We start from the raw sequence: 23,848 nt of genomic DNA on the forward strand, positions 1-23,848 counted from the left end.
CGCTTTCACGTTTTCTCAAACGATTTCACGTCTCGGGCAACTATTTCGTCATGCGTCACATCGCGCAATTCAGCCTCGCTTTCCTGCTTGCCGCAAGCCAACTCGGACCCGCCGCCAGCACGGCTCATGCACAACAGGCGGACAACCGCGTCAGCCTGAACTTCGTCGACACGGACATCCCCGCAGTGTTGCGCGCGCTGTCCCTGTTCACGCAGCGCAACTTCCTGGTGGACCCTCGCGTCAAGGGCAAGCTCACGCTGGTTTCGGACCGGCCCGTGGATAGCGCGCAGGCGCTCTCCATGCTGACGGGCGCGCTGCGGTTGCAGGGCTTTGCCATCGTCGATGTTGACGGCGTGACGCGCGTGGTGCCCGAGGCCGACGCCAAGCTGCAAGGCAGCGCTGTCGTGGGTGGCCCGGGCGTGGGCGGTGCCCGTCCGGCGGGCGCCGCGACCGCTGCGGGCGGCAGGGCGCCCGTGCCCGTGTCAGCCTTTGCCAAAAGCGGCGGCAACAGCGGCGAAATGCTGACGCGCGTGTTTCCGCTGAAGTATGAGAACGCCGCGAACCTGGTGCCGGTGCTGCGCCCCATGGTGCCGCCCAACAACCCGATCAACGCGTACCCCGGCAACAACACGCTGGTCGTGACGGACTACGCCGACAACCTGGAACGCATCGCCGCCGTCATCGCGCGCATCGACGTGCCCAGTTCGATGGACACCGACGTCGTGCCGGTGCAGTCGGCCATCGCCACCGACATCGCCATCCTGGCTTCGCAGTTGCTGGACACGCAGAGCAGCGATCCGACGCAGCGCATCGCGATCGTGGCGGATCCGCGCAGCAACAGCGTGCTGGTGCGCTCGGGCAGCCCGGCCCGCACACGTCTTGCGCGCGAGCTGATCCAGAAGCTGGATGCGCAGCAGAACCGCGCGGGCAACCTGCACGTGGTCTACATGCGCAACGCGCAGGCCACGCGCATCGCCGAGGTGCTGGGCGGACTGCTGACGGGCCAGGCCAATTCCGCGCCCGGCGCGGCCCCCGGCGCCAGCAGCAGCACCGGCGGCACGCAGGGCGGCGCGCGCACGCAGAACACCGCCAGCAGCACGTCCAACCAGGCCGGGCTGGGCATGTCCAGCCAGTCGGGCTCATCCCGCGGCGGCCTGTCCGGCGAACAGGAGCGCATCGCGCGCGAAGACAACTCGTCGCAAGCCGTGTCGTATTCCGCGGGCGGCGCCACCATCCAGGCGGACCCCGCCACCAACTCGCTCATCATCTCCGCGCCCGAGCCGCTGTACCGCAGCCTGCGTGAAGTGATCGACCAGCTTGACCAGCGCCGCGCACAGGTGCTGGTGGAAAGCCTGATCGTGGAAGTCAGCGAGGAAAAGGCCGCGGAATTCGGCATCCAGTGGATGACCGGCGCGGGCAACATCAACGGCAACGGCACCAGCTTCATCGGCGGCACGAACCTGGGCGGCAGCGGCATCACCGGCAACGGCCCGACGTCCATCGACGCGCTGGGCGGCGGTCTGAGCCTGGGCGTGGTGAAGGGGACTGTGGATGTGCTGGGCAACGAAGTCATCAACCTGGGCGTGCTGGCGCGCGCCATGCAGAACACCGGCGAAGCCAACATCCTGTCTACGCCCAACCTGCTGACGCTGGATAACCAGTCGGCCAGCATCCTGGTGGGCAAGACGGTGCCGTTCGTGACGGGGCAGTACGTGACCTCGGGCAGCAACGGCAGCTCGAACCCGTTCCAGACGATCGAACGCGAGGACGTGGGCCTCAAGCTCAACATCCGACCGCAGATCTCCGAAGGCGGCGCGGTCAAGCTCGACATCTACCAGGAAGTCAGCAGCATCGACGAAAGCCGCTCGACCCCCACGACCGGCATCGTCACCAACAAACGCGCCATCGACACCAGCGTGCTGATCGACGACGGCCAGATCATCGTGCTGGGCGGCCTGCTGGAAGACAACGTGACGCTGACGTCCAATAGCGTGCCGGGGCTCGACTCGCTGCCCGTGATCGGTTCGCTGTTCCGCTACGACACGCGCAAGCGCACGAAGACCAATCTGATGGTGTTCCTGCGTCCCTACGTGGTGCGCGACGCCAACCGCAGCGCCAGCGTCACGATGGACCGCTACGACTACATGCGCCGCGCGCAGGGCGCCGTGCAGCCGCGCGATCATTGGGCGCTGCCGGACATGCAGGCGCCGATCCTGCCGCTGCCGGGTTCCGCGCCGTCGGTGTCGAACAACGCCTACGATCTTCGCCCTGAACAGCAGGCGCAAACGCTGCGCCGCCCGCCGCCCACCACGGTGGAGACCTTTGCGGTGCGCCAGTATCCCGGCGCGCCGCCCGCGCCCGCGCAGCAGCCCATCCGCGCGCCGCGGCCGGTCATGATGACGGTGGCGGTGGACCCCGAGAAGCTGCTATGAGCGCGCACCCCTTGCCCTACGCCTGGGCCCGCGCTCAGCGCGCGGTGCTCTCGCTGCGCGGTGGGCAGGCGCAACTGACGGTCAGTCCGCGCACGCCCGAATGGGCCGTGCGCGAAATCCGGCGCTGCCACGGCGATATCGGCCTCACGCAGATCGACGACGAAGCGCTGGAGACGCTGCTGACCGCGGCCTACAGCCACTCGGAAGACGCGGCGTCGGTCATGGGCGTGGCGGAGAACGAGATCGACCTCGATCGCCTGATGCAGGACATGCCCGAAGTGGCAGACCTGCTCGAAGCGCAGGACGACGCGCCCGTGATCCGCATGATCAACGCGCTGTTCGCGCAGGCCGCGCGCGACGGCGCCAGCGACATCCACATCGAACCCTTCGAAACGCATTCGGTGGTGCGCTATCGCGTGGACGGCACGCTGCGCGACGTGGTGTCGCCGCGCAAGGCGCTGCACGCCGCGCTGATTTCGCGCATCAAGATCATGGCGCACCTGGACATCGCCGAAAAACGCCTGCCGCAGGACGGCCGAATAGCGCTGCGCGTGGGCGGCCGGCCGATCGACGTGCGCGTGTCCACGCTGCCGACCGGCCATGGCGAACGCGCCGTGCTGCGTCTGCTGGACAAGGAAGCGGGACGCCTGCAACTGGAAAAGCTGGGCATGAGCCCCGGTGTGCTGTCACAGCTGGACCGCCTGATCCGCCAGCCGCACGGCATCGTGCTGGTGACCGGCCCGACCGGCAGCGGCAAGACCACCACGCTGTACGCGGCGCTGAGCCGCCTGGACGCTTCCACCAGCAACATCCTGACGGTGGAAGACCCCATCGAATACGACCTGGCCGGCATCAGCCAGACGCAGGTCAACGCCAAGATCGACATGAGCTTCGCGCTGGCCCTACGCGCCATCCTGCGCCAGGACCCGGACGTCATCATGATCGGCGAAATCCGCGACCTGGAAACCGCGCAGATCGCGGTGCAGGCGTCGCTGACGGGCCACCTGGTGCTCGCCACGCTGCACACCAACGACTCCGTCTCGGCGGTCACCCGCCTGACGGACATGGGGGTCGAGCCTTTCCTGCTGGCGTCGTCGTTGCTGGGCGTGCTGGCGCAACGCCTGGTGCGCAAGCTATGCCCCGCGTGCAAGGCGCCGTCGATGCTGGACGGCGTGCAGGTGTTCCACCCCGTCGGCTGCGAGGCCTGCAACCATACCGGCTACAGCGGCCGTTCGGGCATCCACGAGCTGTTCACGGTGGACGACGAGGCCCGCCGTTTGATTCACGAAGGCCGCGACGAACGCGAACTGCGCCGCGCCGCGGCCGCGTCGGGGATGCGCAGCATGCGCGAGGACGGACAGCGGTGGGTGGACGCGGGGCAGACGTCGCCGGAGGAAATTTTGCGGGTGACGCGGGACGCGTAACGCTGGCAGTTGCTTGGCGTCGGACACCTCACTTCGTTCTACAAACTCTGCCCGGTGTCTGACACCTTCTCGTGACACCGTCTCCTGCCCGTCGCCGCCCTTGATGTCGAAGTTCATCCAACTTGAGATTTGGTTCACCGAACTTGGCCTTTCTTCTCCAGAACCTATACGACACGTTCCACCCCTGGCGGCTGCCACGTCCCTTCCCCGGCTGGCAGGACCGAGGGCGGTGTGATCTTCGGCCAGTACAGCCGCATTACGAGGTAGACCGGCCCATCGGGAGCGGGGAGCCAGTTGGCTTGCCTGTCGCCGCCCGGCGTCTTGTGCTGGATGTAGAGTGTCAATGACCCGTCCGCGTTAACCTTCATCGCGGGCAGCATGGGCGAGTTGATTAGGTAGCGGTCGATCGGGTTCCTGACCAGTAGCTGCGACTTGCCGTGGTACATAGTCAGCGACCAGAACGAATTGACCGGCGGCAACGCGCCGGCCGGAAACGTGAGGGTGTAATTGTGCTTGCTGCAGTCCAGCGTCTGACCATTTGCGTCTACGCGGGTGAACGGGTAAGTCGCCTCGTCCGGGTCATTTCCATATATGCCTGCCTGAGCCGCGACGGCGCGCTTGAGCCAGTCGCCGTTGTAGTGTTCGCTGTTACCGGGCAGTCCGCTTAGCCGCCAGCCATTGATCGCCTTTCCGGTGCTGGCGACGGCTTCGTCCACTTTGCGCTGGCCTTCTTTCATGCCAAGGCCGATCTCCAGTTTTTGGTCCAGCGGCAAATCTCTGAAGTTGAAAGTCTTGCCTGCCCCCACGCCGATGCGCGCGAGTTCCGCGCGGACTGGTAGCTCGTTGGCTTGTGGAGGCGCGAACTGCAATGCAAAGTCCAGAAACTCGAAGAAGTTGGTCTTCGCCAACTCTTTGTTGATCATGGGAAAGCTGATGGCTGTTGCAGCCGGTGGCGGCGCCTGATTCAGGTACGCCGAGAGCATTCGCACCTGGTATCCAGCCTGGACCGCCTTCACGCTGTCGAGATCGTCTGGACCAAAAAGTTGGGTGCGGTAGCCGGCGAGCGAAAACTGTGTGCTGGACCGAAACACCCGCTTGATGCCCGCCGGGACGGCACCTTTCCATTCGGGTCCGACCACCATGTAGTCGCCAGCCTCGTTTCCGGTGGTGCGAGTGCCGATGTAGCCGTAATTGTAGGTGTTGCCGTCGCAGAGCATGACCGAGTAATAGCGCTTCGGGTCGATCGCCGGCACTGAAAGCACTACCGGCTCTGCCCGCAAGTCCATCCACACGAAGGAATACGGCGTGTCGCTATTGGGCGTGACAATCGCCGTGTCTTTGTAGGTGAATACGTTGGGTTCGTTCTTGATGTGGTTGAAAGGCGCCTTGAATTGCCCCGAGCCGCGATCCACCGCGTACTCATGCATGACGGCGTAGTTCATCACGATAGGCAGGCCGTAAATGAACCCAGCCTCCGCGATGTCCTTCGCCCCGAAGAACCCAGGGCGATCCGCGCTTGCCTGTGCCCGTACCCGGCCCGGACCAAGCGTCGTGCCAGTGAGCGCTACAAGTGCACTGGAGCCTAGAAACTCTCGTCTTGTGGTCATTGAGCGCCTCACCTGTCAGAGCGAGCTTTCCGACGCCCGCACGAAAAGTACTGGTCATGGAAACGACACTTTATCGAAATCGCCAACAAGACGATATAAGTAGAAAACACCCGGTAAATCGTTCCGGATAAGGTTTCTGATTTCGAGGGGGGAACTAACTTGATTTCGGCACGAGAGGTATGGCAAAGCGCGGCCAGTTGCACGTAATGCAACGTCCTCAGGAAGGTCCAGGAGTGGCCGTCTGGAGAAGTTTTTATGGCTAGCAATGAGACATAACACAGCAGGGTGTCGCCATAGGCATCGACTGTTTAATCTGGACAGTTCAGGTAGCTATGCTGTCGTCCAAAGCCAAAGGGCCGAATCCCCTGTTTCAAAGGATTCGGCCCCACTTGCTAGGTGCCAGACGGCTTGCCTTCAGACAAGCCAGCCAGTTTCTTAAATCGGTTTGATCATTGTCGCCTGAGGACCTTTTTGCCCTTGGCCGGCGACGAACGTCACGCGCTGGTTCTCTTCGAGAGATTTGTGCCCGCTACCCTGAATCTCAGAGTAGTGCGCGAAGAGGTCCTTACCGCCGAGCTCCGGCATGATAAAGCCGAAGCCCTTGTCGTTGTTGAACCACTTCACAATACCAGTTTCAATCTTCAATGTATGTCCTAGATTTTCCAGGGAAAAGTATCCCTGCACCCACTATGGGTGATTGGCGGTCACAAAGATATGAGCGTTTCACAATGACACACAAAATGGATCGCCCCACCGCTTAGGTTGAGCCGTCCCCACCGACCTGATTTTCAAGCCAATTACCGCGCAATTCCGCGCAGATTCCGATGACTTCCTCTGAAATCCTTCCCCCGGGGCCTCGATGCGTGCGCGGCGCCACTTCAGCCAATCGGGATCCAGCGAGATCGCGACCTCGGACCTCGGAGCGGAATCTCATGGCGTTGATGACAGGCTCGCGAAGCCCGCGCACCTTAGCACTCTACTCGAGTGCGTTTTCGCATGCGCGCGCTCAAAGAAAGAGTGAAGCTCGCGATTCACGGGGGATTGGTTTGTTTCAATTCAGGCTTAGGTTATCAGGGGTGGCGAGCGTACTCTGAAGGGGTGGCGTCGGCCACAACAACCTGTGGCACATGCCCAGGATTGAATCGCTATGAATACTGCCGGGCTTCGTCTGCCGCAGACACCATGGAACCTAAATGCCCTTCCCCTTTATCAATCAGCTCGTCACAAGTCTGCATCAGATAGCCGAGAAACATCTTTCACCGAAGGGCGCCGCACTTCCGGCGCTACAGTCAAACCACAACGCTCAATCCGTCGTGCCCAAGGCAGCAACCCCCCTGATTGATGACCCTTGGACGCCGGACAACTATCACTACGCCGGTTAAGTGCGTACCTTGAAGTGTACCCAGTGCAGTCGGCTCTGGACGTCTTCGCTTGTGCGTCGGGCATGCGCCGGGGATCGTCCACGTCAGCACAACGGGCGGAGAGGCTCTTACCGCACGAGGTGAGCACTACCCCTCAGATAGAGGCCGCGTCATGACACTAGACCATACCAAACGCGCCACTGAGATAGTAGCGGTGGACGCCAACGGGATTACGTACATCATCCAACGTCGCTACAGGGCTGCTCCAAACCACGACGGGGCCTGGGCTAATTACTACTGTTGCTTGCGGGACGGCGAGCCCGTCACATGGCTCGGTGATAACAATTACCGGTTGCCGGACGGGACAGCACTCCTCGCGATTGAATGCCGACTGCCGGACCTCGAACCATTAAATTGAAGGCACTTGGTTTGAAGTGCAGCCTAGGCTCGCGAGCCGGCGGCTTGCTGGACATTCAGCGGTGGTGGTACGAATCCGTGCTTTCGACGCCCAGGAGCACAGGCATGGAAAATCCCGCAGACGGCAAAATATGCCGAGTCATTCGCACGGACGTCGGTAGACTTACCGGCGCAGCATGCGCGGTGATTGTGCGTGTCGAACACCTCCCTCCAAGCGATGTATCGCTAAGTGAACGGACAGACCTTAGGAACTCGGTATGTAAAGCGGTGCGATCAAGGACCGCTCCTGGCCAGTCGTGGTCGTTGGTCGCCCAGGTCTGGCTCACCGCCGTTTTAGGGTGCGCAAGGGGGGCTGGGATTGGGGAGCATCGTGATGTGATGGACTCGATCCGCTACCAAGTTCAATGAACTTTCTGGGGAAGAATGCCAAGTTCAACGAACCATTGCGGACAGAGCAAATGAACCATACTTCATTAAGTCGTTGACATCCATGGCGTCGAGCTTCCGCCTCAAATGAACTTCGACACTTAACGCGCCGATTTCCCCACGCTGAACGTAACCGTGTCGCCCGAGCGGCGGCCCAGTGTCGACATCAGGCCGTCCAGCGCGGCGCGGTCGGCTTCGCTGGCCGTGTGAGCGAACGTGACCTCACCCTGAAAGTTCAAGCCGCGGGGGCCGGTGCCGCCCTGGCCCTTCACGTCGAGCAGGCCGCTTTCCGTGCTCAGGACCAGCGTCGCGCCGCTCTTTCCGCCTTGCGCGCGCAACAAGTAGGTGCCCACCGGCGTGATAGGCGAGAGCGCAGTCGCGGCATTGCGCCAGCGCAAATCGACGGCCGGGCCGGGGGGGAGTGGGGCGCCCAGGCGCAGGGGCTGCCAGCTGATTTCCAGCATGCCTTGCGGCGACAACGTATTCCAAGGCGCGCCGAGCGCGGGCAGGATCGTCGCGGGCACGCGCAGGGACGACGCAGGCAGCGCCAGGCCGTTCCACCCGGGGCGCGCGCGTAAGGTGCCCTGCAGCCAGGGATGCGAGATGTCGAGCGCCAGCGTGTCCCAGCGCCATTGCCACTGCACCGGTTGCGGCAGCACGCGGCGCGCCCCTTGGGCGCCCAGTGCGACCCAGGCGCTGCCGCGCCACAGCGTTCCGCTGGCGTCGGCCAGTGTGACCGGCGCGTCGTCCGGCAACAGCGTCAACACCCAGCGCGCGGGCAGCACAGCGGCGCCTGCGGCGGCGGCGCATAGGAAGCCGGCGATCCACAGTCCTGCGACGCGGCGCGAGGGAAGCTTCACAGGCATGAGTAGCTCCCGAACGCAGCGCACACCGTGCCAACCATCCGCGGGCCTGCCGCGCGGTCAAAGAGAATCTTCACGACCATCACCGGCTCCCCGCCGCCTGCGGCGGCAGCAGCACGACCTTGCCGTTGACCAGGCCCGGCAGCGGACGTCCATTGGCGTTCGCGGCGCGTGACAGGTCCACCTTGGAGATGGCCAGCCCCCAGTCGCGTCCCGCACCGTCCAGCCAGCGCATCAGCGCGGACGACGGCGCCTGGTCCAGCGACAGTTCCACGCCACCGCCTTCCGCATCCGCCAGCTTCCATTGCCCCGCGGGCAGGCCGGCGCGTTCCAGGCTGGCCGACAATTCCGCCGTGCTGGGCATCCCACCCGTGGGCGCGGCGCTGCGCTGGCGCAGGGCGGCGGCTTGCGCTGTCAGGTCGGCCACGGTGGCGGCCTGGGCGCGTAGTCCCGGCAGCTCCGTCTGCAGCTTGCGTACCGTGTTCAGGGCGGGTTCGATCAGGGTGACGAAGCCGATCGCCGCGCCAAGCAGCAAGGCGGCTCCGGTGACAAGGCGCCGTTCGCGCGGGGCCAGCGCCTGATAGCGCTGGCGGGCGCGCGCGAGCGCCGGGTCCACGGGTTTGCGCGCGGCCTGCCACGCGGTTTGAAGTTGGTAAAGCGGTTTCATGGTTGGCTGCGCACGATGCGCCAGGTGTTGTCGGTGTCGCCGCGCTCCAGCTTCAGCCCCAAAGCGGCGGCCTGCTGGATCAGTGCGGGGGTCTCGGCGACGCGTTGCGCCTGCGGACCGGCGTCCGCCAACTGCAACGTCAGCGCCTGATCGGCGTAGGTCAGGTGCGCGACCTTGTCGGCCGCAAAGGGCAGGGCCTGCGCGGCGGCGCGCGCCAGCGGCAGGAAGTCGCCCGCGCTGGCGGCGCCGCGGTTGGCCTGCAACGCGTCCAGCCCTTGCTGCGCCTGACGCGCCGGGTCCAGCACGACCGGCACGTTGGGAAAGGCCGCCAGCACCTGATCGTGCATGCCGCGCTGCAAGGCGTCGGCCTCGCCGCGCAACTGCGCCGCGTAGATATTCAATCCCGCAATCCACACCACGGCGGCCAGCGCGCCCCAGCGCCACACCGGCTGCCAGCGCGACACGCTGACCGGGGCAAGCTGCGGCATCGCCAGCGACCATGCGGGCGAGGGCGCGTGCCAGCGCGGATCCGCGGGATCGCGCAACGGCGCATCCGTGGCCGGCGCCAGCGCCTGCGGCGCGATCAGCGCGCGCACGCGCAGCCCTTGCTGGCTAAGCAGGCTCCACGCGCGCCTGACCGGTTCACGCGGCGACCACGCCAGCGGCACGGAGCCGTCCGTGGCACGCGAGCCGTACCCGATCGCCAGACTATCCAGATCGCTCAGCACCAGCGGTTCCAGCGCACCGCGCACGGCCGCGCCAAAATGCGCGCGCGCTACCGCAGGGATCTGCACCGTCGCGGCGATGACGTCGGCAGGGTGCAGCACGGCTTCGCACATGGCCTGCGGCCAGGCGTTCCCGAGCGCGCGCAGCGCCAGCTCGCCTTGCCGCACGCAGCGGCCGCGCCGGTCGAACCACGCGTAGGGCAGCGGCGAATCGGCGCCAAATTCCTCCAGCGCGGGCAGGGCGATGCGCAGGGTGTTCTTCAAGGTGTTTCTCTCGTCCAGATGGTTTCGGGCGCGGCCGGCGGGGCGCTGCGCATCAGCGCCTGCATGGAGACGCGCGCCCGTTCGTAGACCACGGTGCCGCTGGCCAGGAACCAGCCGCTGTTGGTGGAGACCGACGGGGCGGGCGTCTTCACGCCCGTGCCCGCCAGCCGATTGGCGAAATCGCCCGTGTTGTTGAACCAGTTGCCGCGATCGCGCTCGCCCGCCATCGCGCGCGCCTGCGCCAGCGACAGCCCCGGCACCAGCGCCGCGATAACCTCGGCGGGCGCGGTGTTGACGTTGACCGTGGTGGCCGAAGGCAGCAGCGTCATCGTGCGCCGCAGCGCATTGCGCATCGGCGGCTCCAGCCCCAGCAGGGCGGCCACTTCGTCGACCCCGCGCGGCAGCGGCGCGCGCGCCTGCGGGCCGGGCCGCGCGGCGGTGTTCGGGGCGGTGTCTGGGGTGGCGTTAGGGGTGGCGTTAGGGCCGGTGTTCGAGGCGTTCGCCGCCAGCGCGGGCGGCTGCGCCGACGCGACGATGTCGACGATCCGCGCGGCCAGCGTATCGGGCAGTTCCAGCGTGCCCAGCAGACGCCGCAGGACTTCTTCCTGCTCCGGTTGCGGCACGCCGTTGCGCGCCAGGTTGTAGAGGTTGTACTTACCCTGTTCGTCCTGCACACCGCCAGAAAACACCGCCACGCGATCGTCGCCCGGACGTTCGATGCGGGTGTCCAGCACCGGCGTGGCCCAGATCTGGTCGCCGCGGGTGGTGGGCTCGCGCCGGCCGTGGTCTCGCACGACCAGCCGCGCCCAGTCGATCCCGCCCGCCAGCATCGCGCGCGCCTGCACCCGCGCCAGTTCATTTTCCACGCGGCGGGTGCTGGCAGTCTGCCGCTGAAACAAGCTGGTCGTCAGCGCAGCCACGATTGCGACGACGATGAGCGCGCTGACGACCGCCGCGCCGCGTTGGCGGAGCGCGGTGGGGGTGTAGTGCACGGCGGCTGTGTCTTGTCCGTTGCGTACGCCAGATGCAGCAGAGGCAGCAGATGTAGCAGATGCGGCAGATGCAGCAGATGCCGCGGATGCAGCAGATGTAGCGGATGCAGCAGATGCAGCAGATGCAGCAGATGCAGCAGATGCAGCAGATGCAGCAGATGCGCCAGATGCGCCAGATGCGCCAATTGCGCCAATTGCGCCCATTGCGCCCCTTGCGCCGCGCGCGCCACCTCTGCCAGTTCCATGAATGACCACCCGGCTCATGGCAGCTCCAGGACGCGCGTATAGCGCCGCAGGTCGCCCGGCACCCCGCGTTCGAACGCGATCTCCAGACCGCTAGGCGCGGCGGCAAACGAGGCGTTGGCGTCCGCCCAGCCCACGCCCGGCACCCAAGCGCGCAGCGCGAGCGACCGCACGCCCGGCAGCAACAGCACGCCGTCATTCGCCGCAGGCAACGGGCTGCGCTGCGCGGACGGTCCGCCCACCCGCCACAAACCGTCGCGGCGCACCTGCCATTGAATGCGCTGCCACAATCCGTTGCCATCCGGATCGGGACGCAAAATCTCCAGCGTCTGCCCGCCCGCCGCGCGCGGGAGCAGGCGCAAGCCCGTCGTGAACGCCACCGCGTCCAGTCCCGGCGAATCAAAGGCCGGCCCCGTGTACGACAACTCGACGTCCCGCGCCATCTGCCCCAACGTGCGCACGATGGCATCCGTATCCTCGGCCTGCGCGGCAATCAGATCGCGCGCACCCGACACGCTGGCCAATCCGCGCCAGGCCATCAGGCTGACCAGCGCCATCAGCGCCAGGGCGACCAGCACCTCGATCAGCGTGAAGCCGGCCTGCGATTGGGGAGAACGGCGCATCGTCATCGCAGGCTGGACAGCAGGCCGTCGAGCTGCAGCAGGATCGCGCCCTCGCGCGAAGACGCGGCGTCGTGGACCTTCACCGCTACCTGCCGGAAGCTTCGGTTCATGGAGTTGGTGAACACCAGTTCGCATTGCAACGCCAGCCCGCCCTGCGGACACGGCACCATCTGCGTGCCGGCGCGCGGCAAGGCCTGCTCCAGTCGCAATTGCGTCAGCGCGTTCTGCGCGGCCAGCAACGCCAGCGTCTTGTCCTGCAAAGCACGATTGTTTGCCGCCATCACGCCGGTAGCGCGCAGCGCCGCGCCCATCGCCACGGCGATGATCGCCAGCGCGACCAGCACTTCGATCAGCGTGAAACCGCGCTCGCGGTTGCGCGGACGGGGAAACGCGGCGCCCGCCGCGCTCGGGTGAGCCTGGCCGCTGGCGCCTGGGGCAGAGTCCCCGGCGTTGCCGTGGCGTGCGTCACCGGTGGCGGCATTGCTGGCTTTGTCGACGGCGTCATCGACGGCTTCATCGACAGGCACACCGAAAGTTTCATCGACAGCATCATCAACAGCCTCATTGACGACTTCATCCGCGGCCACCTCGGAAGCCATCTCAGCGAATCTCATAGCGCCCCGCAGCGTCGCGTTGCAGCGTCACGTGCGCATCCGCCGCGCTCAGCGTCAGCGTCATCGGCGCGGCAACCCATTCGGTATTGAAGATCAGCGGGCGGTCCGGATCCAACCGCCATTGCACCGGCGCGGCCGACCACGACTGCGGCCGCAGCACCTCATCGCTTTCCAATCGGTCGACAGGCACGGGAATATCGTCCTGCGCCGTGGGGCCCGCGGAACGGCCCGCGCGCTCGAACGACCAGCCCTGGCCGTTCGCCAGCCAGCGTATGTTGCGTCCATCGCTGCGCGCTTCGCTCTGCGCCACAGTAAACGCATCGGCCAGACGCTCGGCATCAGCCCGCAAGCGGTTGTCGCCCCGGCCGACAGACAGGCTCACCATGCTCGCGGCAATGGCCACGATCACCAGCACTACCAAAACTTCGACCAGCGTGAAACCGCGCTCAGAGGTCCCAGGAACCGATGTCGGCATCGCCGCTTTCTCCGCCGGGCTTGTTGTCGGCGCCAAACGAGAAGACGTCGACGTCGCCTTTGACGCCGGGGCTCAGGTATTGATAGGGGTGGCCCCACGGATCGTTGGGCAGCTTGTCCAGATAGCCGCGCCAGTTGGCCACGCCATCAGGCTTTTGCGCCAGCGCCCGCAGGCCCTGCGCAGTGGTGGGATAGCGGCCATTGTCCAGGCGATACAACTTCAGCGCCTGCATGATGCCGCCGATGTCCTGACGGGCAGCGGCCTGGCGCGCCTGGTCGGGGCGATCGAGCACACGCGGCACCACCAGCGCGGCCAGAATCCCCATGATCACAATCACCACCATGATCTCGATGAGGGTGAAGCCCTGCTGGCGGGCAAGCCCGCGCGGTAACTGACGCACTTTGCAACTCCGGTCTATCTGTTGAAGCCCGGGATTGTGGACATGAAATATGACAGTAATGCGCACGCCGGGAGATCGCCCGGTCCGTCCTTCCGCGGCTTTGTCACTAGCAACTGAATTACTAGATGCTGATTCACGTGCTGCTGAGTCACAAGCTGCTAAGTCGCGAGCCGAAAATTCACGAGCTGCTAGTTTTCGAGCTGGTAGTTCACGAGATGCAGGTTTACGAGCCGCCGATTTCATTGATCCTTCGTCAGGACGCGCAACGTTGCCAGCCTGCCGTCTGCCATTGGCTCATGCGTCGCGGCCCCATCCCGCGCCTACTTCTCCCGCGTGATCCCGCCCGGCGCATCCTGGGCCACCGGCGCCGCCAGTCGGCTTGCGCGGCCCGACTGTTCGACCGTCACGGCATCCGCCGCAATGTCGCGCAGCACGATCCCCGGCGCCACTTCCGCGCCGGCCCGCCAAGCCAGCGGCGGTCCGCCGTCCACGCTCAACACCGCCGCGCCGTCAGGGCCGGCCGCGATCACGCCCAGCACGGTGATCTGAGTACGCATAGCCTCATCCTTGCCGAACCACAACGCCACCGGCGTGTTGTCGGCCGCGCGCGGCGCAGCCGCGGAGACGGCCGGGGGCAGGGGGCCGGGCTGCGGCGCAAGCAGGATCGACGCCCACACCCCAAGCCCCGCGGCAAAGGCCAGCACGGCGAGGACGCGCAGCGCGGCTGGCGCGGAGGGCAGGGGCAGGCGCAAGGACAAAGGCATGGCATTCAGACAAGGGCAACAAGACGCGGCCGACTATAGCGGCGTTTCATGACAGCTATGCAATAGCAGCAACCAGACGGTAGCAATACGACGGTGTCAGACACCCAGGGGAGAGCTTCGTCGGTATGCCGCGACGTCTCAGCGGGTCAGCGGGTGTCAGACACCAGGCGCGGTGATCACCGCCAACTTCGCCAGACACCCGTGAATCTCCCGCCACACGCGAAGCGTCATCGCCACGACGCAAGACGCAGCGTAAGTCCCCGGAGGCCGCCCGCGCGGCCGAACTGGGACGGGCCCCGCAAGCCGCTTCTAACCCGGGCACATCTCCAACAGAACGCCAAGCACGCTGACCGTCCCGCCGCCCGGCAAGCTTCAATTGCTCGAGTCCGGTGCGGTGGCGGCCCGGGGTGCGCGGGGCGTCGATAAGCCCGAGGGAATCGGAAGGCAGGCGCCGAAGGCGACAACGACGATGACGACGGGGAAGTCCGGAGCGAAGGCTCCGGACCGCAATCGTGGCCCCGCGCGCCCCGGGCCGCCACCGTGCCGGACGCCTCAAGAACTCAACGCCCGGGCCGCCACCGTGCCGGACGCCTCAAGAACTCAACGCCCGGGCCGCCACCGTGCCGGACGCCTCAAGAACTCAACGCCCAGGCCGCCACCGTGCCGGACGCCTCAAGAACCGCAACCTCCACCAATCCCTCCCTTGCCCAACAAGCAACCGACCCATCCAAAAAGCCCCCCAGCATTGCCCCATACGCAAAAGAATCCTGATTCAGCAATCAACGTTTCTCTCCTTTGCTTCACGGGTCTTTCACGTTCGATCGCCACCATGTCGCCCAGCGTAAGACCCCCTTCATGAAAAAGAGAAGAGAAGCAATGCAGACATTGAATTGGAGAAGATGGTGCGCCATGTTGCTGGCGACCAGCGTATTGGCCGGCTGTGGAGGCGGCGATGACGATGACGACGAGGCCCCAGTGGAACCTCCGACCCAGCCCCCCGTGACAACGCCCGGCGAGGCGCGCGTCGACAAAGTGCTGTTCGTCGGCGTAGACGGCCTCACCTACGACGCGCTGCGTCGCGGCGCCGCCGACAACACGCTCCCCAACCTGAGCCAACTGACCGTCACCCGCGCCTGGACCGGCGGCGTCACCGGCACCGTGACCCAACAGCCCACGCTAACCGCGCCCGGCTGGGCCACCTTGCTCACCGGGCAATGGGCCGACGTCCACGGCGTCCGCTCCAACGCGCAAGGCCAGGGCATGAAAGCCCCCAGCCTCTTCCAACGCATCAAGACCGCGCAGCCAGAAGCGCGCACCGCCGGCGCCTTCAACTCGCCGCTGCTGGCCGGCCTCTTAAGCACCGACCGCGACGCCGGCTACGTCCAGACGCTGACCGACTGCGCCGGCCAAGACGACTGCGTCGCCTCCCAAACCCGCGACCGCATCGCCGAAGGCTACGACCTCGTCGTCGCCCAATTCGCCGCGCCCGAACGCGCCGCCGCCGAAAACGGCTTCGGCACCACCTACGAAGCCGTCATCCGCCAGACCGACGCCGCCCTGGGTGTCCTGACCAAGCAACTGGCCGACCGCCGCGCCGCCCATCCCAACGAAAACTGGCTCATGGTCGTCGCGTCCAGCCACGGCCTCGACAAGACCGGCGGCAGCGACGGCCTGCCGTTCTCCTCCAACAAAACCATCCTCCTAGCCGCCAATCAACCGTCCCTGCTCGGCGGCAGCGCCGATGACGCTTCGTTTGACGGCGTGTGGGACACCAATTGGTACGCGCTGCCCAGCGCCGCCGACGTCGCGCCCACCGTCCTCTCGCACCTGGCTGCATTGCCCCAAGCGGACGCCTACGACATGGCCGGCACCGCGCTCTCCGAACCGCTAGCGCTGCGCCGCGTCGCCACCCGCACCGCCATGGACAACAAGAGCGTCACCGTCAGTTGGGTGCGCGTCGGCGAACCCGCCGGCGACATCGTCGTCAGCCGCGACGGCAAAGAAGTCGCGCGTCTGCCCGGCACCGCCACCGAATACGTCGACACCGGCTTCACCTTCGACACCGAAGGCCTGCACGAGCTGGCATACAGCGTCTCCGCCGGCCGCGCTGTCAGCGCCGCGCGCGCCTCGGTCGTCTACGCCAAACCGGTCCCACTGCTCGCCTCGCTGCGCACTGGCCTGACCATGTTCTTCCCCTTCGAAGGCGACGTGACCGACAAGGCCGCGGGCGGCGGCGCAATCACCCCGTTCGACGGTGCGCAGGCCCCGGCCTACGCCGACCCCGGCGTGTACGGCAAAAGCTTCCGGAACGAACGCGGCACGGCGGCCCTGGGCGCCTTCAAGCTCGACTACCCCGCAGGCCTCATGGACAGCGTCCAGGCCTTCACCATCGGCTTCTGGTATCAGTCCGACGGCACCGCCAACGACCGATCCATCGTAGGCAACAAAGACTACAACTCCGGCGGCAACCCCGGCATCACCATCGCCCAATGGGCCGGCCCCGAGCTGCGCTTCAACGTCGCCGGCGGCGGCAAACGCGCCGACATCAACGGCGTCAAGTTCACGGCCAACAAGCCCGTCTACATCGCCATGACCATCGACAAGACGGCCCGCACGATGACCGCCTATCGCTACGACAGCGAACTGGGTTTCGTGCGCAACGTCACGTCCACCGCCAACCCGGGTGTCGACCTGACCCAGATCGCCGGCATCTTCGGGCCGCATATCGGCCTGAACGAAGACGGCAAGGGCACCTACGGCATCTGCTGCGCCGGCACCAAGGGCCCGTACACCATGATTTTTGACGACCTCGCCTTCTGGTCGCGCGCGTTGACCGAGGAAGAAGTGAAATCCCTCGCCCTGTCCGGCAAGTCCGTCTCCGAACTGTTTCCCTGATGTCCCAAGGATAGATACCCCATGAGCAAGTCCATGATTTTGCGCGGTTTCCTGCGCGCCGGCGCGGTGCTGATGCTGACCGCCACCCTGGCCGCCTGCGGCGGCGGCGACGACGATGACGACGCCGGCACCCCCACCGACCCGGGCACTCCCACCCAGCCCGAGACGCCCGCGCCGCCGCCGCCCGCCAAGCCCGAACTGCGTTGCGCGCCCTGAGCCGCGCTTCTTGTAGACCCATAGGAAAAGCATCCGTGAAGTCCGATAAAGACACGATCCACGCCGGCAAGCGCCGGTTCCTGCGCAACGCCGCCGCCTCCACTGCCGGGCTGACCGCGCTGTCGATGTTCCCGCCCGCCATCCGCCGCGCGCTGGCCATCCCCGCCAACAACCGCACCGGCACCATCAACGACGTCGAGCACGTGGTCATCCTCATGCAGGAAAACCGCTCGTTCGACATGTACTTCGGCACGTTCAAGGGCGTGCGCGGCTTTGGTGACCGCATCACCATTCCGCTGCCGCAGAACCGCTCCGTCTGGGAACAGACCAACGGCACGCGCGTCGTCATGCCGTATCACCTGGACAGCACCCAGGGCAACGCCCAGCGCGTGGCCGGCACGCCGCACGACTACGTCGACGCCCAGATGGCCTGGGACGGCGGCCGCATGGACCAATGGCCGCGCTACAAGCAGAACCAGTCCATGGGCTACTACCGCGAAAAGGAAGTGGAGTTCCAGTTCGCGCTGGCCGACGCCTTCACCCTGTGCGATGCCTACCACTGTTCGACGCACGGCGGCACCAACACCAACCGCCTGTTCCACTGGACCGGCACCAACGACCCGCTGGCGCAGGGCAATGGCCCGTCCACCCGCAACCAGTGGGACAGCCTGGGCGCCTCGAACATCGGCTGGACATGGAAGACGTATCCCGAACGCCTGCAGGAAAACGGCGTCACCTGGAAGGTCTACCAGAACCTGCCCGAAAACTTCGGCGACAACCCCCTGGCAGGTTTTCAGCAGTACCGCCGCGCCAACGAACTGGCCGGCAACGGCAGCAACGGTGCGCCGTACCCGGCCTGGACGCCCAGCATGGACGCGGCCAACCCGCTCTACAAGGGCACGGCCAACACCATGCCCGACGGCGGCTTCCTGCAGGCCCTGCGCGATGACGCCCTGAACGGCACGCTGCCGCAGGTCTCCTGGATCGTCGCGCCCGCCAATTATTCAGAACACCCCGGCCCGTCCAGCCCCGTGCAGGGCGCCTGGTACATCCAGGAAACGCTGGACGCGCTGACCGCCAATCCGGATGTCTGGAGCAAGACCGTCCTGCTCATCAACTTTGACGAGAACGACGGCTACTTCGACCACGTGCCGCCGCCCGCTGCGCCGTCGCTGAACGCCGACGGCTCGATGGCCGGCGCTTCCACCGTCAACACCGACCTGGAACGCCACACGCACGCGTCCGCCCAGGACGCTGCCGACAATCGCGTCTACGGCCCCGGCCCGCGCGTGCCGATGTATGTGGTGTCGCCGTGGAGCCGCGGCGGCTGGGTCAATTCCCAGGCGTTCGACCACACCTCGGTGCTGCGCTTTCTGGAAGCCCGCTTCGGCGTCAAGGAAGAGAACATCAGCCCGTGGCGCCGCGCCGTGCTGGGCGACCTGACCTCGGCTTTCAACTTCGCGACGCCGAACGACGAGAAGCCGTCGGGCCTCGACATCCTGACCCGCTCGGAGGCAGACCAGGAGCGCGCCGCCCAGCAGGCGTTGACGGCTGTGCCGCTGCCGGATCCGTCCACGCAGGCCAAGGGCATCCAGGAAAAGGGCGTGCGCAACTCCCGCGCCTTGCCGTACGAACTGCACACCAGCGGCCGCAGCCAGCCGGGCACCGGCAACATGTGGCTGGTGTTCTCGAACACGGGAAAGCAGGCCGCGGTGTTCCACGTCTACGACCGCCTGCATCTGGATCGCCTGCCGCGCCGCTACACCGTGGAGCCTGACAAGCAGTTGGAGGGCAGCTGGGACACGGCCGCCGATGGCGGCAAGTACGACCTGTGGGTGTTGGGCCCCAACGGCTGGCACCGCCATTTCGCGGGCGACCTGGCGCATGACCGCACGGCGCAGCAGGATGCCGAGATCCGCGTCTGCTACGACATCGCCAACGGCGACGTCTACGTCAGTTTCATCAACGCCGGCAAGACGCCTTGCACGTTCGAGGTGACGCCCAACGCCTATTACGCCAACCACGAACGCTGGACGTTCACGGTCCCGGAGGGCGGGCAGGTCGAGCAGCACTGGGCGCTGGCCGGCAGCCATGCCTGGTACGACTTCACGGTGCGATTGGCCGAGGATCCGTCGTGGCTGCGCCGCTTTGCCGGCCGCATCGAAACGGGCAAGGCGTCCGTGACCGACCCGGCCATGGCCGAGTAAGCCTCACGCGGCGGTTTGCGGGTCGCGTGCGCGGAAAGCCTGCGCGCACGCTTCGCAGATCGCCGCCGTGATGCCCTGGCGTGCATGCTCGCGGCGTTCCAGCATCCCGATGGAGCGCGACAGGGGCCCCAGGTCCTCGGGCAGATAAAAAATCCGCAGTTCCGGGCTGTGCTGCCAGTTCGCGCCGTTGATCAGCGGCAGCAGCGTCACGCCGACCTCCTGGCGCACCAATTCCACCAGCGTCTCAATGGCGTTCAGTTCCAGGAAGTCGTTGACCGGCACCGCCATGCGGCGCAGCAGGCGGTCGATCTGCAGCCCGGTGCGCTGGGTCCGGTCAAAGCGCAGGAAGGGATTGCCTGCCAACACCTCGCGTGCGTCCTGGCCGGCTGCAGACCGCGGCGCGATCACCACCATCTGTTCTTCATACAGCGGCGTCCAGCGCGTGCTGGCCATCTTGCGGCCGGCTTCCACCAGGAACGCGGCGTCCAGCTCGCCGTCCTCCACCTTGCCCGCCAGTTCGCTGGCCTTGCCCGACAGGATGCGCACGTCCAGCTTGGGATGGGCCTTCTTCAGCCCCGAGATGACCTTGGACAGCGTGCCCATGCAGGACACGATGCTGCCTACCGACACCGATCCGGCCAATTCGCCGGGCGCGGTGCTCGGACGCCTGAGTCTGTCGTATAAATCCAGCAAGTGCTTGATTTCGGGCAGCAATTCGCGCCCGGCCGCGTTCAGGATGGCCAGGCGCCCGCTGCGGTCGAAAAGTTCTCGTCCCAGCTCGGCTTCAAGCGACCGCATTTGAAAGCTCACGGCCGCCTGCGTAAGGGCGACCTGCTCGGCGGCCTCGGAGAAGGAACCGTGGTGCGCGACCGCCAGGAATGTGCGTAGAAATCGGATCGTACTCATAAAAATTTCTTTTATGACGGAACAAAAAATCAAATTGATTTAATTAAAGCACGAGAGTAACTTCGCCCGCTTAACCGTTAAGAGACCCGCCACATGAAAACCTTCGACTGGGCCAACCCGTATCCTTCCGTTCGCATCCCGCTGTTCGCCCGCAACGTGGTCTCCACGTCGCACCCGCTGGCGGCCCAGGCGGGGCTGCGCATGCTGCTCAAGGGCGGCAACGCCGTGGACGCCGCCATCGCGGCCGCGGCCACGATCGTCCTGGTCGAACCGGTCTCCTGCGGCCTGGGCGGCGATTGCTTTGCCATCGTGTGGGACGGCAAGGAGCTGCACGGCCTGAACTCGTCGGGCGTCGCGCCTGCCGCCTGGAACACCGAATACTTCAAGCGCAAGTACGGCACCGGCGACAACGGCCTGGCCATCCAGCCCAAGCGCGGCTGGGACTCGGTCACGGTCCCCGGCGTGGTGGCCGGCTGGGCCGCGCTGCATGAAAAGCTGGGCAAGCTGCCGTTCGAACAGCTGTTTGAACCCGCCATCGAGATCGCCGAGCGCGGCTACGCCGTGCCGCCCGTGGTGGCGCACAAGTGGGCCGCCGCCGCCGAAGAACTGAAGTCGCAGCCCGGCTACGCCCAGGCCTTCCTGCCCGAAGGCCGCGCGCCCAAGGTCGGCGAGCACTTCCGTTTCCCCGACGCCGCCAACACGCTGCGCCGCATCGCCGAATCCAAGGGCCGCGACTTCTACGAAGGCGAGCTGGCCGAGCGCATCGCCGCCTTCAGCAAGGAATGCGGCGGCGCGATGACGCTGGAAGACCTGCGCGGCTACCGCCCGGAATGGGTCAAGCCCATTTCCAAGTCGTACCGTGGCTACGAGCTGCATGAAATCCCGCCGAACGGGCAGGGCATCGCCGCGCTGATCGCGCTGGGCATCGTCGAACGCTTCGACATGGCCGACATTCCCGTGGATTCGGTGCAATCGCAGCACATCCAGATCGAAGCCATGAAGCTGGCCTTCGCCGATCTGTACAAGTACGTGGCCGACCCGCGCGCCATGCAGGTCACGCCCGAACAGATGCTGTCGGACGCCTACCTGGACAGCCGCGCCAAGCTGATCCGTCTGGACCAGGCCACCCATTTCGAAGCCGGCCGTCCGCACGCGGGCGGCACCATCTACCTGACCGCCGCCGACGAAAACGGCATGATGATCTCGTTCATCCAGTCCAACTACATGGGCTTCGGATCGGGCGTGGTCGTGCCGGGCACCGGCATCAGCATGCAGAACCGCGGCGTGGGTTTCTCGATGGATCCCAAGTCGGCCAACGTGGTCGAAGGCGGCAAGCGCCCGTTCCACACCATCATCCCGGGCTTCCTCACGCGCGGCGGCAAGCCGGTCATGAGCTTTGGCGTCATGGGCGGCGACATGCAGCCCCAGGGCCACATGCAGACGGTCGTCCGCATGATCGACTACCACCAGAACCCGCAAGCCGCCTGCTGCGCCCCGCGCTGGAAGGTCAACCGCGACTTCACGCTGGATATCGAGACCAATATGAAGGCCTCGACGATTGCAGGTCTGAAGGATCTGGGCCATGCTCTGAAATCCGTTGACGATCCCTACATGGACTTCGGCGCTGGCCAGTTCATCTGGCGCATGGCCGAAAGCGACAACGAACTGGGCTACGTCGCCGCCAGCGACAGCCGTCGCGACGGCCAGGCGGTGGGTTTCTAAAGCGGTTCCTGATACCGGCAAATGCAGCAACAAGGGGAATAAACACAATGAAACGCTTGACCATGACCTTCGGCGCCAGCCTGCTGGCGCTGGCCGCCGGCGCCGCCAGCGCCCAGAACATCCGGATCGGCCTGCAGGAAGATCCCGATGTCCTGGATCCGCACCGCGCCCGCACCTACGTGGGCCGCATCGTGTTCACGTCGCTGTGCGACAAGCTGGTGGACATCGATCCCAAACTGCACTTCGTGCCGCAACTGGCCACCTCGTGGTCGTTCAGCGACGACAACAAGGTGCTGACCTTCAAGCTGCGCGACGACGCGCTGTTCCACGACGGCACCAAGTTCGACGCGGCCGCGGCCAAGGCCAACCTGGACCGCGCCATGAGCCTGCCGGACAGCCTGCGCAAGGGCGAACTGCGCTCGGTGGCCAAGGTTGACGCGCCCGACGCCACCACGCTGGTGCTGACCCTGAAGGAACCGGACGCCACGCTGCTCGCGCAACTGTCCGACCGCGCCGGCATGATGCTGTCGCCCAAGACCTTCTCGGACGACGTCGCCGCCGTGGGCCGCAAGCCCATCTGCTCGGGCCCGTACAAATTCGTCGAACGCATCCAGAACGACCGCATCGTCCTGGAAAAATTCGACCAGTACTACGGCGCCAAGGACTACGCGTTCAAGCGCGTGACCTTCCTGCCCATCCCGGACACCACCGTGCGCCTGTCCAACCTGCGCGCCGGCGACCTGGACATGCTCGAACGCCTGAATCCGTCCGACGCGCCGCAGGTCAAGAACGACGCCAGCCTGACGTTCGCGCCGGTTGCGGGCCTGGGCTTCCAGCAGTTCATGTTCAACGTGGGCAATGGCAAGCGCGCCGAAGACAACCCGTTCAAGAACAAGCTGGTGCGCCAGGCGTTCCAGTACGCCATCGATCGCAACGCCATCAACGAAGTGGCCGGCGGCGGCATCTTCGAACCCGCGCAGCAGCCGTTCCCGCCCGCCAGCCCCTATCACAGCGACAAGTTCCCAGTCACCCAGCGCGACGTGGCCAAGGCCAAGAGCCTGCTCAAGCAGGCGGGCGTTGACCGCGTGAAGGCCGAGCTGGTGTTTGGCAACAACACCACCACCTCGTCCATCGCGGAAATCGTCCAGGCGATGGCTGCCGAGGCGGGCTTTGACCTGTCGCTGCGCCCGACCGAATACGCGGCGCTCCAAAAGGAAGCCTCGGGCGGCAACTTCCAGATCGTGATGCTGGGGTGGTCCGGCCGGGTCGATCCCGACGGCAACATCCACGCGTTCGTCACCTGCAAGGGCGCACTGAACGACGGCCACTACTGCAATCCGGAAGTCGACAAGCTGCTGAACCAGGCCCGCACGGTGCCGGACGAAGCCAAGCGCAAGGCCATTTACGACCAGGCGCAGGCCATCATCCAGGACGAACTGCCCGGCGTGTACAACTACTACCAGCCGTGGCCCTTCGTGATGGGCAAGAAGGTCCAGGGCTTCACGCCCTATCCGGACGGTATGATCCGGCTCAAGGGCGTGACGTTCGCGCAGAAGTAATGTTGGGGCGGCGAATGCCCGCCGCGCCCGCCGGACGCGCCTTGCG

Annotated in this window: 19 protein-coding genes and 1 pseudogene; 7 read left to right on the plus strand and 13 right to left on the minus strand. The window is 65.9% G+C overall.

Features of this window, described 5'->3' with window-relative positions; genetic code table 11:
- The first annotated feature begins 50 nt into the window (after window positions 1–50).
- Window positions 51–2,432, plus strand: a complete 2,382-nt coding sequence (gene gspD / locus KW836_RS12340; RefSeq protein WP_218343490.1) for a type II secretion system secretin GspD — start codon at window positions 51–53, stop codon at window positions 2,430–2,432.
- Window positions 2,429–3,856: a type II secretion system ATPase GspE gene (gene gspE / locus KW836_RS12345; RefSeq protein WP_175126115.1), complete on the plus strand. Its 1,428-nt coding sequence runs from the start codon at window positions 2,429–2,431 to the stop codon at window positions 3,854–3,856. Before gspD ends, gspE begins: the two co-directional genes overlap by 4 nt.
- A 164-nt stretch (window positions 3,857–4,020) precedes the next feature.
- On the opposite strand, the gene KW836_RS12350 is transcribed toward gspE, so the two are convergent.
- The 12 genes and pseudogenes from KW836_RS12350 to KW836_RS12405 form a co-directional block, all read right to left on the minus strand.
- On the minus strand, window positions 4,021–5,463 hold the full coding sequence (locus tag KW836_RS12350; protein ID WP_218343491.1) for a DUF1254 domain-containing protein: 1,443 nt from the start codon (window positions 5,461–5,463) through the stop codon (window positions 4,021–4,023).
- Window positions 5,464–5,898: 435 nt separating this feature from the next.
- Window positions 5,899–6,108 carry a cold-shock protein gene (locus tag KW836_RS12355; protein WP_062842107.1) on the minus strand — a complete coding sequence of 70 codons (210 nt, stop codon included), beginning with the start codon at window positions 6,106–6,108 and terminating at the stop codon, window positions 5,899–5,901.
- A gap of 1,660 nt (window positions 6,109–7,768) precedes the next feature.
- Window positions 7,769–8,533, minus strand: a complete 765-nt coding sequence (gspN, locus tag KW836_RS12360; protein WP_218343492.1) for a type II secretion system protein N — start codon at window positions 8,531–8,533, stop codon at window positions 7,769–7,771.
- 79 nt (window positions 8,534–8,612) lie between these two features.
- Window positions 8,613–9,197 (minus strand): type II secretion system protein GspM, encoded by a 585-nt coding sequence (gspM, locus tag KW836_RS12365; protein ID WP_218343493.1) that lies wholly within the window; start codon window positions 9,195–9,197, stop codon window positions 8,613–8,615.
- Complete coding sequence (gene gspL, locus KW836_RS12370) at window positions 9,194–10,186, minus strand: type II secretion system protein GspL (protein WP_175126120.1); 993 nt, start codon at window positions 10,184–10,186, stop codon at window positions 9,194–9,196. Before gspL ends, gspM begins: the two co-directional genes overlap by 4 nt.
- Window positions 10,183–11,178 (minus strand): type II secretion system minor pseudopilin GspK, encoded by a 996-nt coding sequence (gene gspK, locus KW836_RS12375; RefSeq protein ID WP_218343494.1) that lies wholly within the window; start codon window positions 11,176–11,178, stop codon window positions 10,183–10,185. The genes gspL and gspK overlap by 4 nt, the downstream gene beginning before the upstream one ends.
- Entirely contained in the window at window positions 11,094–11,423 is a 330-nt protein-coding gene (locus KW836_RS12380; RefSeq protein WP_218343495.1) for a hypothetical protein, read from the minus strand. Before KW836_RS12380 ends, gspK begins: the two co-directional genes overlap by 85 nt.
- Before the next feature lie 15 nt (window positions 11,424–11,438).
- Window positions 11,439–12,044 (minus strand): prepilin-type N-terminal cleavage/methylation domain-containing protein, encoded by a 606-nt coding sequence (locus KW836_RS12385; RefSeq protein ID WP_191579435.1) that lies wholly within the window; start codon window positions 12,042–12,044, stop codon window positions 11,439–11,441.
- A 2-nt stretch (window positions 12,045–12,046) separates the two neighbouring features.
- A pseudogene (gene gspI, locus KW836_RS12390) lies at window positions 12,047–12,436 on the minus strand (type II secretion system minor pseudopilin GspI); the annotation flags it as partial.
- A 208-nt stretch (window positions 12,437–12,644) separates the two neighbouring features.
- Window positions 12,645–13,133 (minus strand): type II secretion system minor pseudopilin GspH, encoded by a 489-nt coding sequence (gene gspH / locus KW836_RS12395; RefSeq protein WP_175126122.1) that lies wholly within the window; start codon window positions 13,131–13,133, stop codon window positions 12,645–12,647.
- Window positions 13,105–13,533, minus strand: a complete 429-nt coding sequence (gene gspG / locus KW836_RS12400; RefSeq protein WP_175126123.1) for a type II secretion system major pseudopilin GspG — start codon at window positions 13,531–13,533, stop codon at window positions 13,105–13,107. The genes gspH and gspG overlap by 29 nt, the downstream gene beginning before the upstream one ends.
- 320 nt (window positions 13,534–13,853) lie before the next feature.
- Entirely contained in the window at window positions 13,854–14,297 is a 444-nt protein-coding gene (locus KW836_RS12405) for a general secretion pathway protein GspC (RefSeq protein WP_218343496.1), read from the minus strand.
- Window positions 14,298–15,206: 909 nt separating this feature from the next.
- Between KW836_RS12405 and KW836_RS12410 the strand changes: the two genes are divergently transcribed.
- Genes KW836_RS12410 through KW836_RS12420 form a run of 3 tightly spaced genes read left to right on the plus strand, consistent with a single transcriptional unit; the run spans window position 15,207 to window position 19,615 of the window.
- Window positions 15,207–17,192 (plus strand): alkaline phosphatase family protein, encoded by a 1,986-nt coding sequence (locus tag KW836_RS12410; RefSeq protein WP_218343497.1) that lies wholly within the window; start codon window positions 15,207–15,209, stop codon window positions 17,190–17,192.
- 21 nt (window positions 17,193–17,213) lie between these two features.
- The gene (locus KW836_RS12415; protein WP_175126126.1) at window positions 17,214–17,408 is read left to right on the plus strand and encodes a hypothetical protein; all 195 of its coding nucleotides are present in this window, start codon (window positions 17,214–17,216) and stop codon (window positions 17,406–17,408) included.
- A 35-nt stretch (window positions 17,409–17,443) separates the two neighbouring features.
- Window positions 17,444–19,615 (plus strand): phosphocholine-specific phospholipase C, encoded by a 2,172-nt coding sequence (locus KW836_RS12420; protein WP_218343498.1) that lies wholly within the window; start codon window positions 17,444–17,446, stop codon window positions 19,613–19,615.
- Window positions 19,616–19,618: 3 nt separating this feature from the next.
- Here KW836_RS12420 and KW836_RS12425 read toward each other — a convergent pair whose 3' ends face one another.
- Window positions 19,619–20,521, minus strand: a complete 903-nt coding sequence (locus KW836_RS12425; RefSeq protein WP_218343499.1) for a LysR family transcriptional regulator — start codon at window positions 20,519–20,521, stop codon at window positions 19,619–19,621.
- Between the two features lie 93 nt (window positions 20,522–20,614).
- On the opposite strand from KW836_RS12425, the gene ggt reads away from it, so the two are divergent.
- Window positions 20,615–22,243 carry a gamma-glutamyltransferase gene (gene ggt, locus KW836_RS12430; RefSeq protein ID WP_175126129.1) on the plus strand — a complete coding sequence of 543 codons (1,629 nt, stop codon included), beginning with the start codon at window positions 20,615–20,617 and terminating at the stop codon, window positions 22,241–22,243.
- Between the two features lie 47 nt (window positions 22,244–22,290).
- Window positions 22,291–23,802, plus strand: a complete 1,512-nt coding sequence (locus KW836_RS12435) for an ABC transporter substrate-binding protein (protein ID WP_175126130.1) — start codon at window positions 22,291–22,293, stop codon at window positions 23,800–23,802.
- Window positions 23,803–23,848 lie beyond the last annotated feature (46 nt).

The organism is Achromobacter sp. ACM05 (assembly GCF_019218915.1).
Lineage (GTDB): Bacteria > Pseudomonadota > Gammaproteobacteria > Burkholderiales > Burkholderiaceae_B > Achromobacter > Achromobacter animicus.

Excerpts from the sequence above, each read along its gene's own strand:
- KW836_RS12415 (WP_175126126.1), top strand. The coding sequence starts at position 17,214 with ATGAGCAAGTCCATGATTTTGCGCGGTTTCCTGCGCGCCGGCGCGGTG.
- KW836_RS12380 (WP_218343495.1), bottom strand. The coding sequence starts at position 11,423 with ATGGAACTGGCAGAGGTGGCGCGCGCGGCGCAAGGGGCGCAATGGGCG.
- KW836_RS12425 (WP_218343499.1), bottom strand. The coding sequence starts at position 20,521 with ATGAGTACGATCCGATTTCTACGCACATTCCTGGCGGTCGCGCACCAC.
- KW836_RS12410 (WP_218343497.1), top strand. The coding sequence starts at position 15,207 with ATGTTGCTGGCGACCAGCGTATTGGCCGGCTGTGGAGGCGGCGATGAC.
- KW836_RS12435 (WP_175126130.1), top strand. The coding sequence starts at position 22,291 with ATGAAACGCTTGACCATGACCTTCGGCGCCAGCCTGCTGGCGCTGGCC.
- ggt (WP_175126129.1), top strand. The coding sequence starts at position 20,615 with ATGAAAACCTTCGACTGGGCCAACCCGTATCCTTCCGTTCGCATCCCG.
- gspD (WP_218343490.1), top strand. The coding sequence starts at position 51 with ATGCGTCACATCGCGCAATTCAGCCTCGCTTTCCTGCTTGCCGCAAGC.
- KW836_RS12405 (WP_218343496.1), bottom strand. The coding sequence starts at position 14,297 with ATGCCTTTGTCCTTGCGCCTGCCCCTGCCCTCCGCGCCAGCCGCGCTG.
- gspM (WP_218343493.1), bottom strand. The coding sequence starts at position 9,197 with ATGAAACCGCTTTACCAACTTCAAACCGCGTGGCAGGCCGCGCGCAAA.
- gspE (WP_175126115.1), top strand. The coding sequence starts at position 2,429 with ATGAGCGCGCACCCCTTGCCCTACGCCTGGGCCCGCGCTCAGCGCGCG.
- gspH (WP_175126122.1), bottom strand. The coding sequence starts at position 13,133 with ATGCCGACATCGGTTCCTGGGACCTCTGAGCGCGGTTTCACGCTGGTC.
- gspN (WP_218343492.1), bottom strand. The coding sequence starts at position 8,533 with ATGCCTGTGAAGCTTCCCTCGCGCCGCGTCGCAGGACTGTGGATCGCC.
- KW836_RS12350 (WP_218343491.1), bottom strand. The coding sequence starts at position 5,463 with ATGACCACAAGACGAGAGTTTCTAGGCTCCAGTGCACTTGTAGCGCTC.
- KW836_RS12385 (WP_191579435.1), bottom strand. The coding sequence starts at position 12,044 with ATGCGCCGTTCTCCCCAATCGCAGGCCGGCTTCACGCTGATCGAGGTG.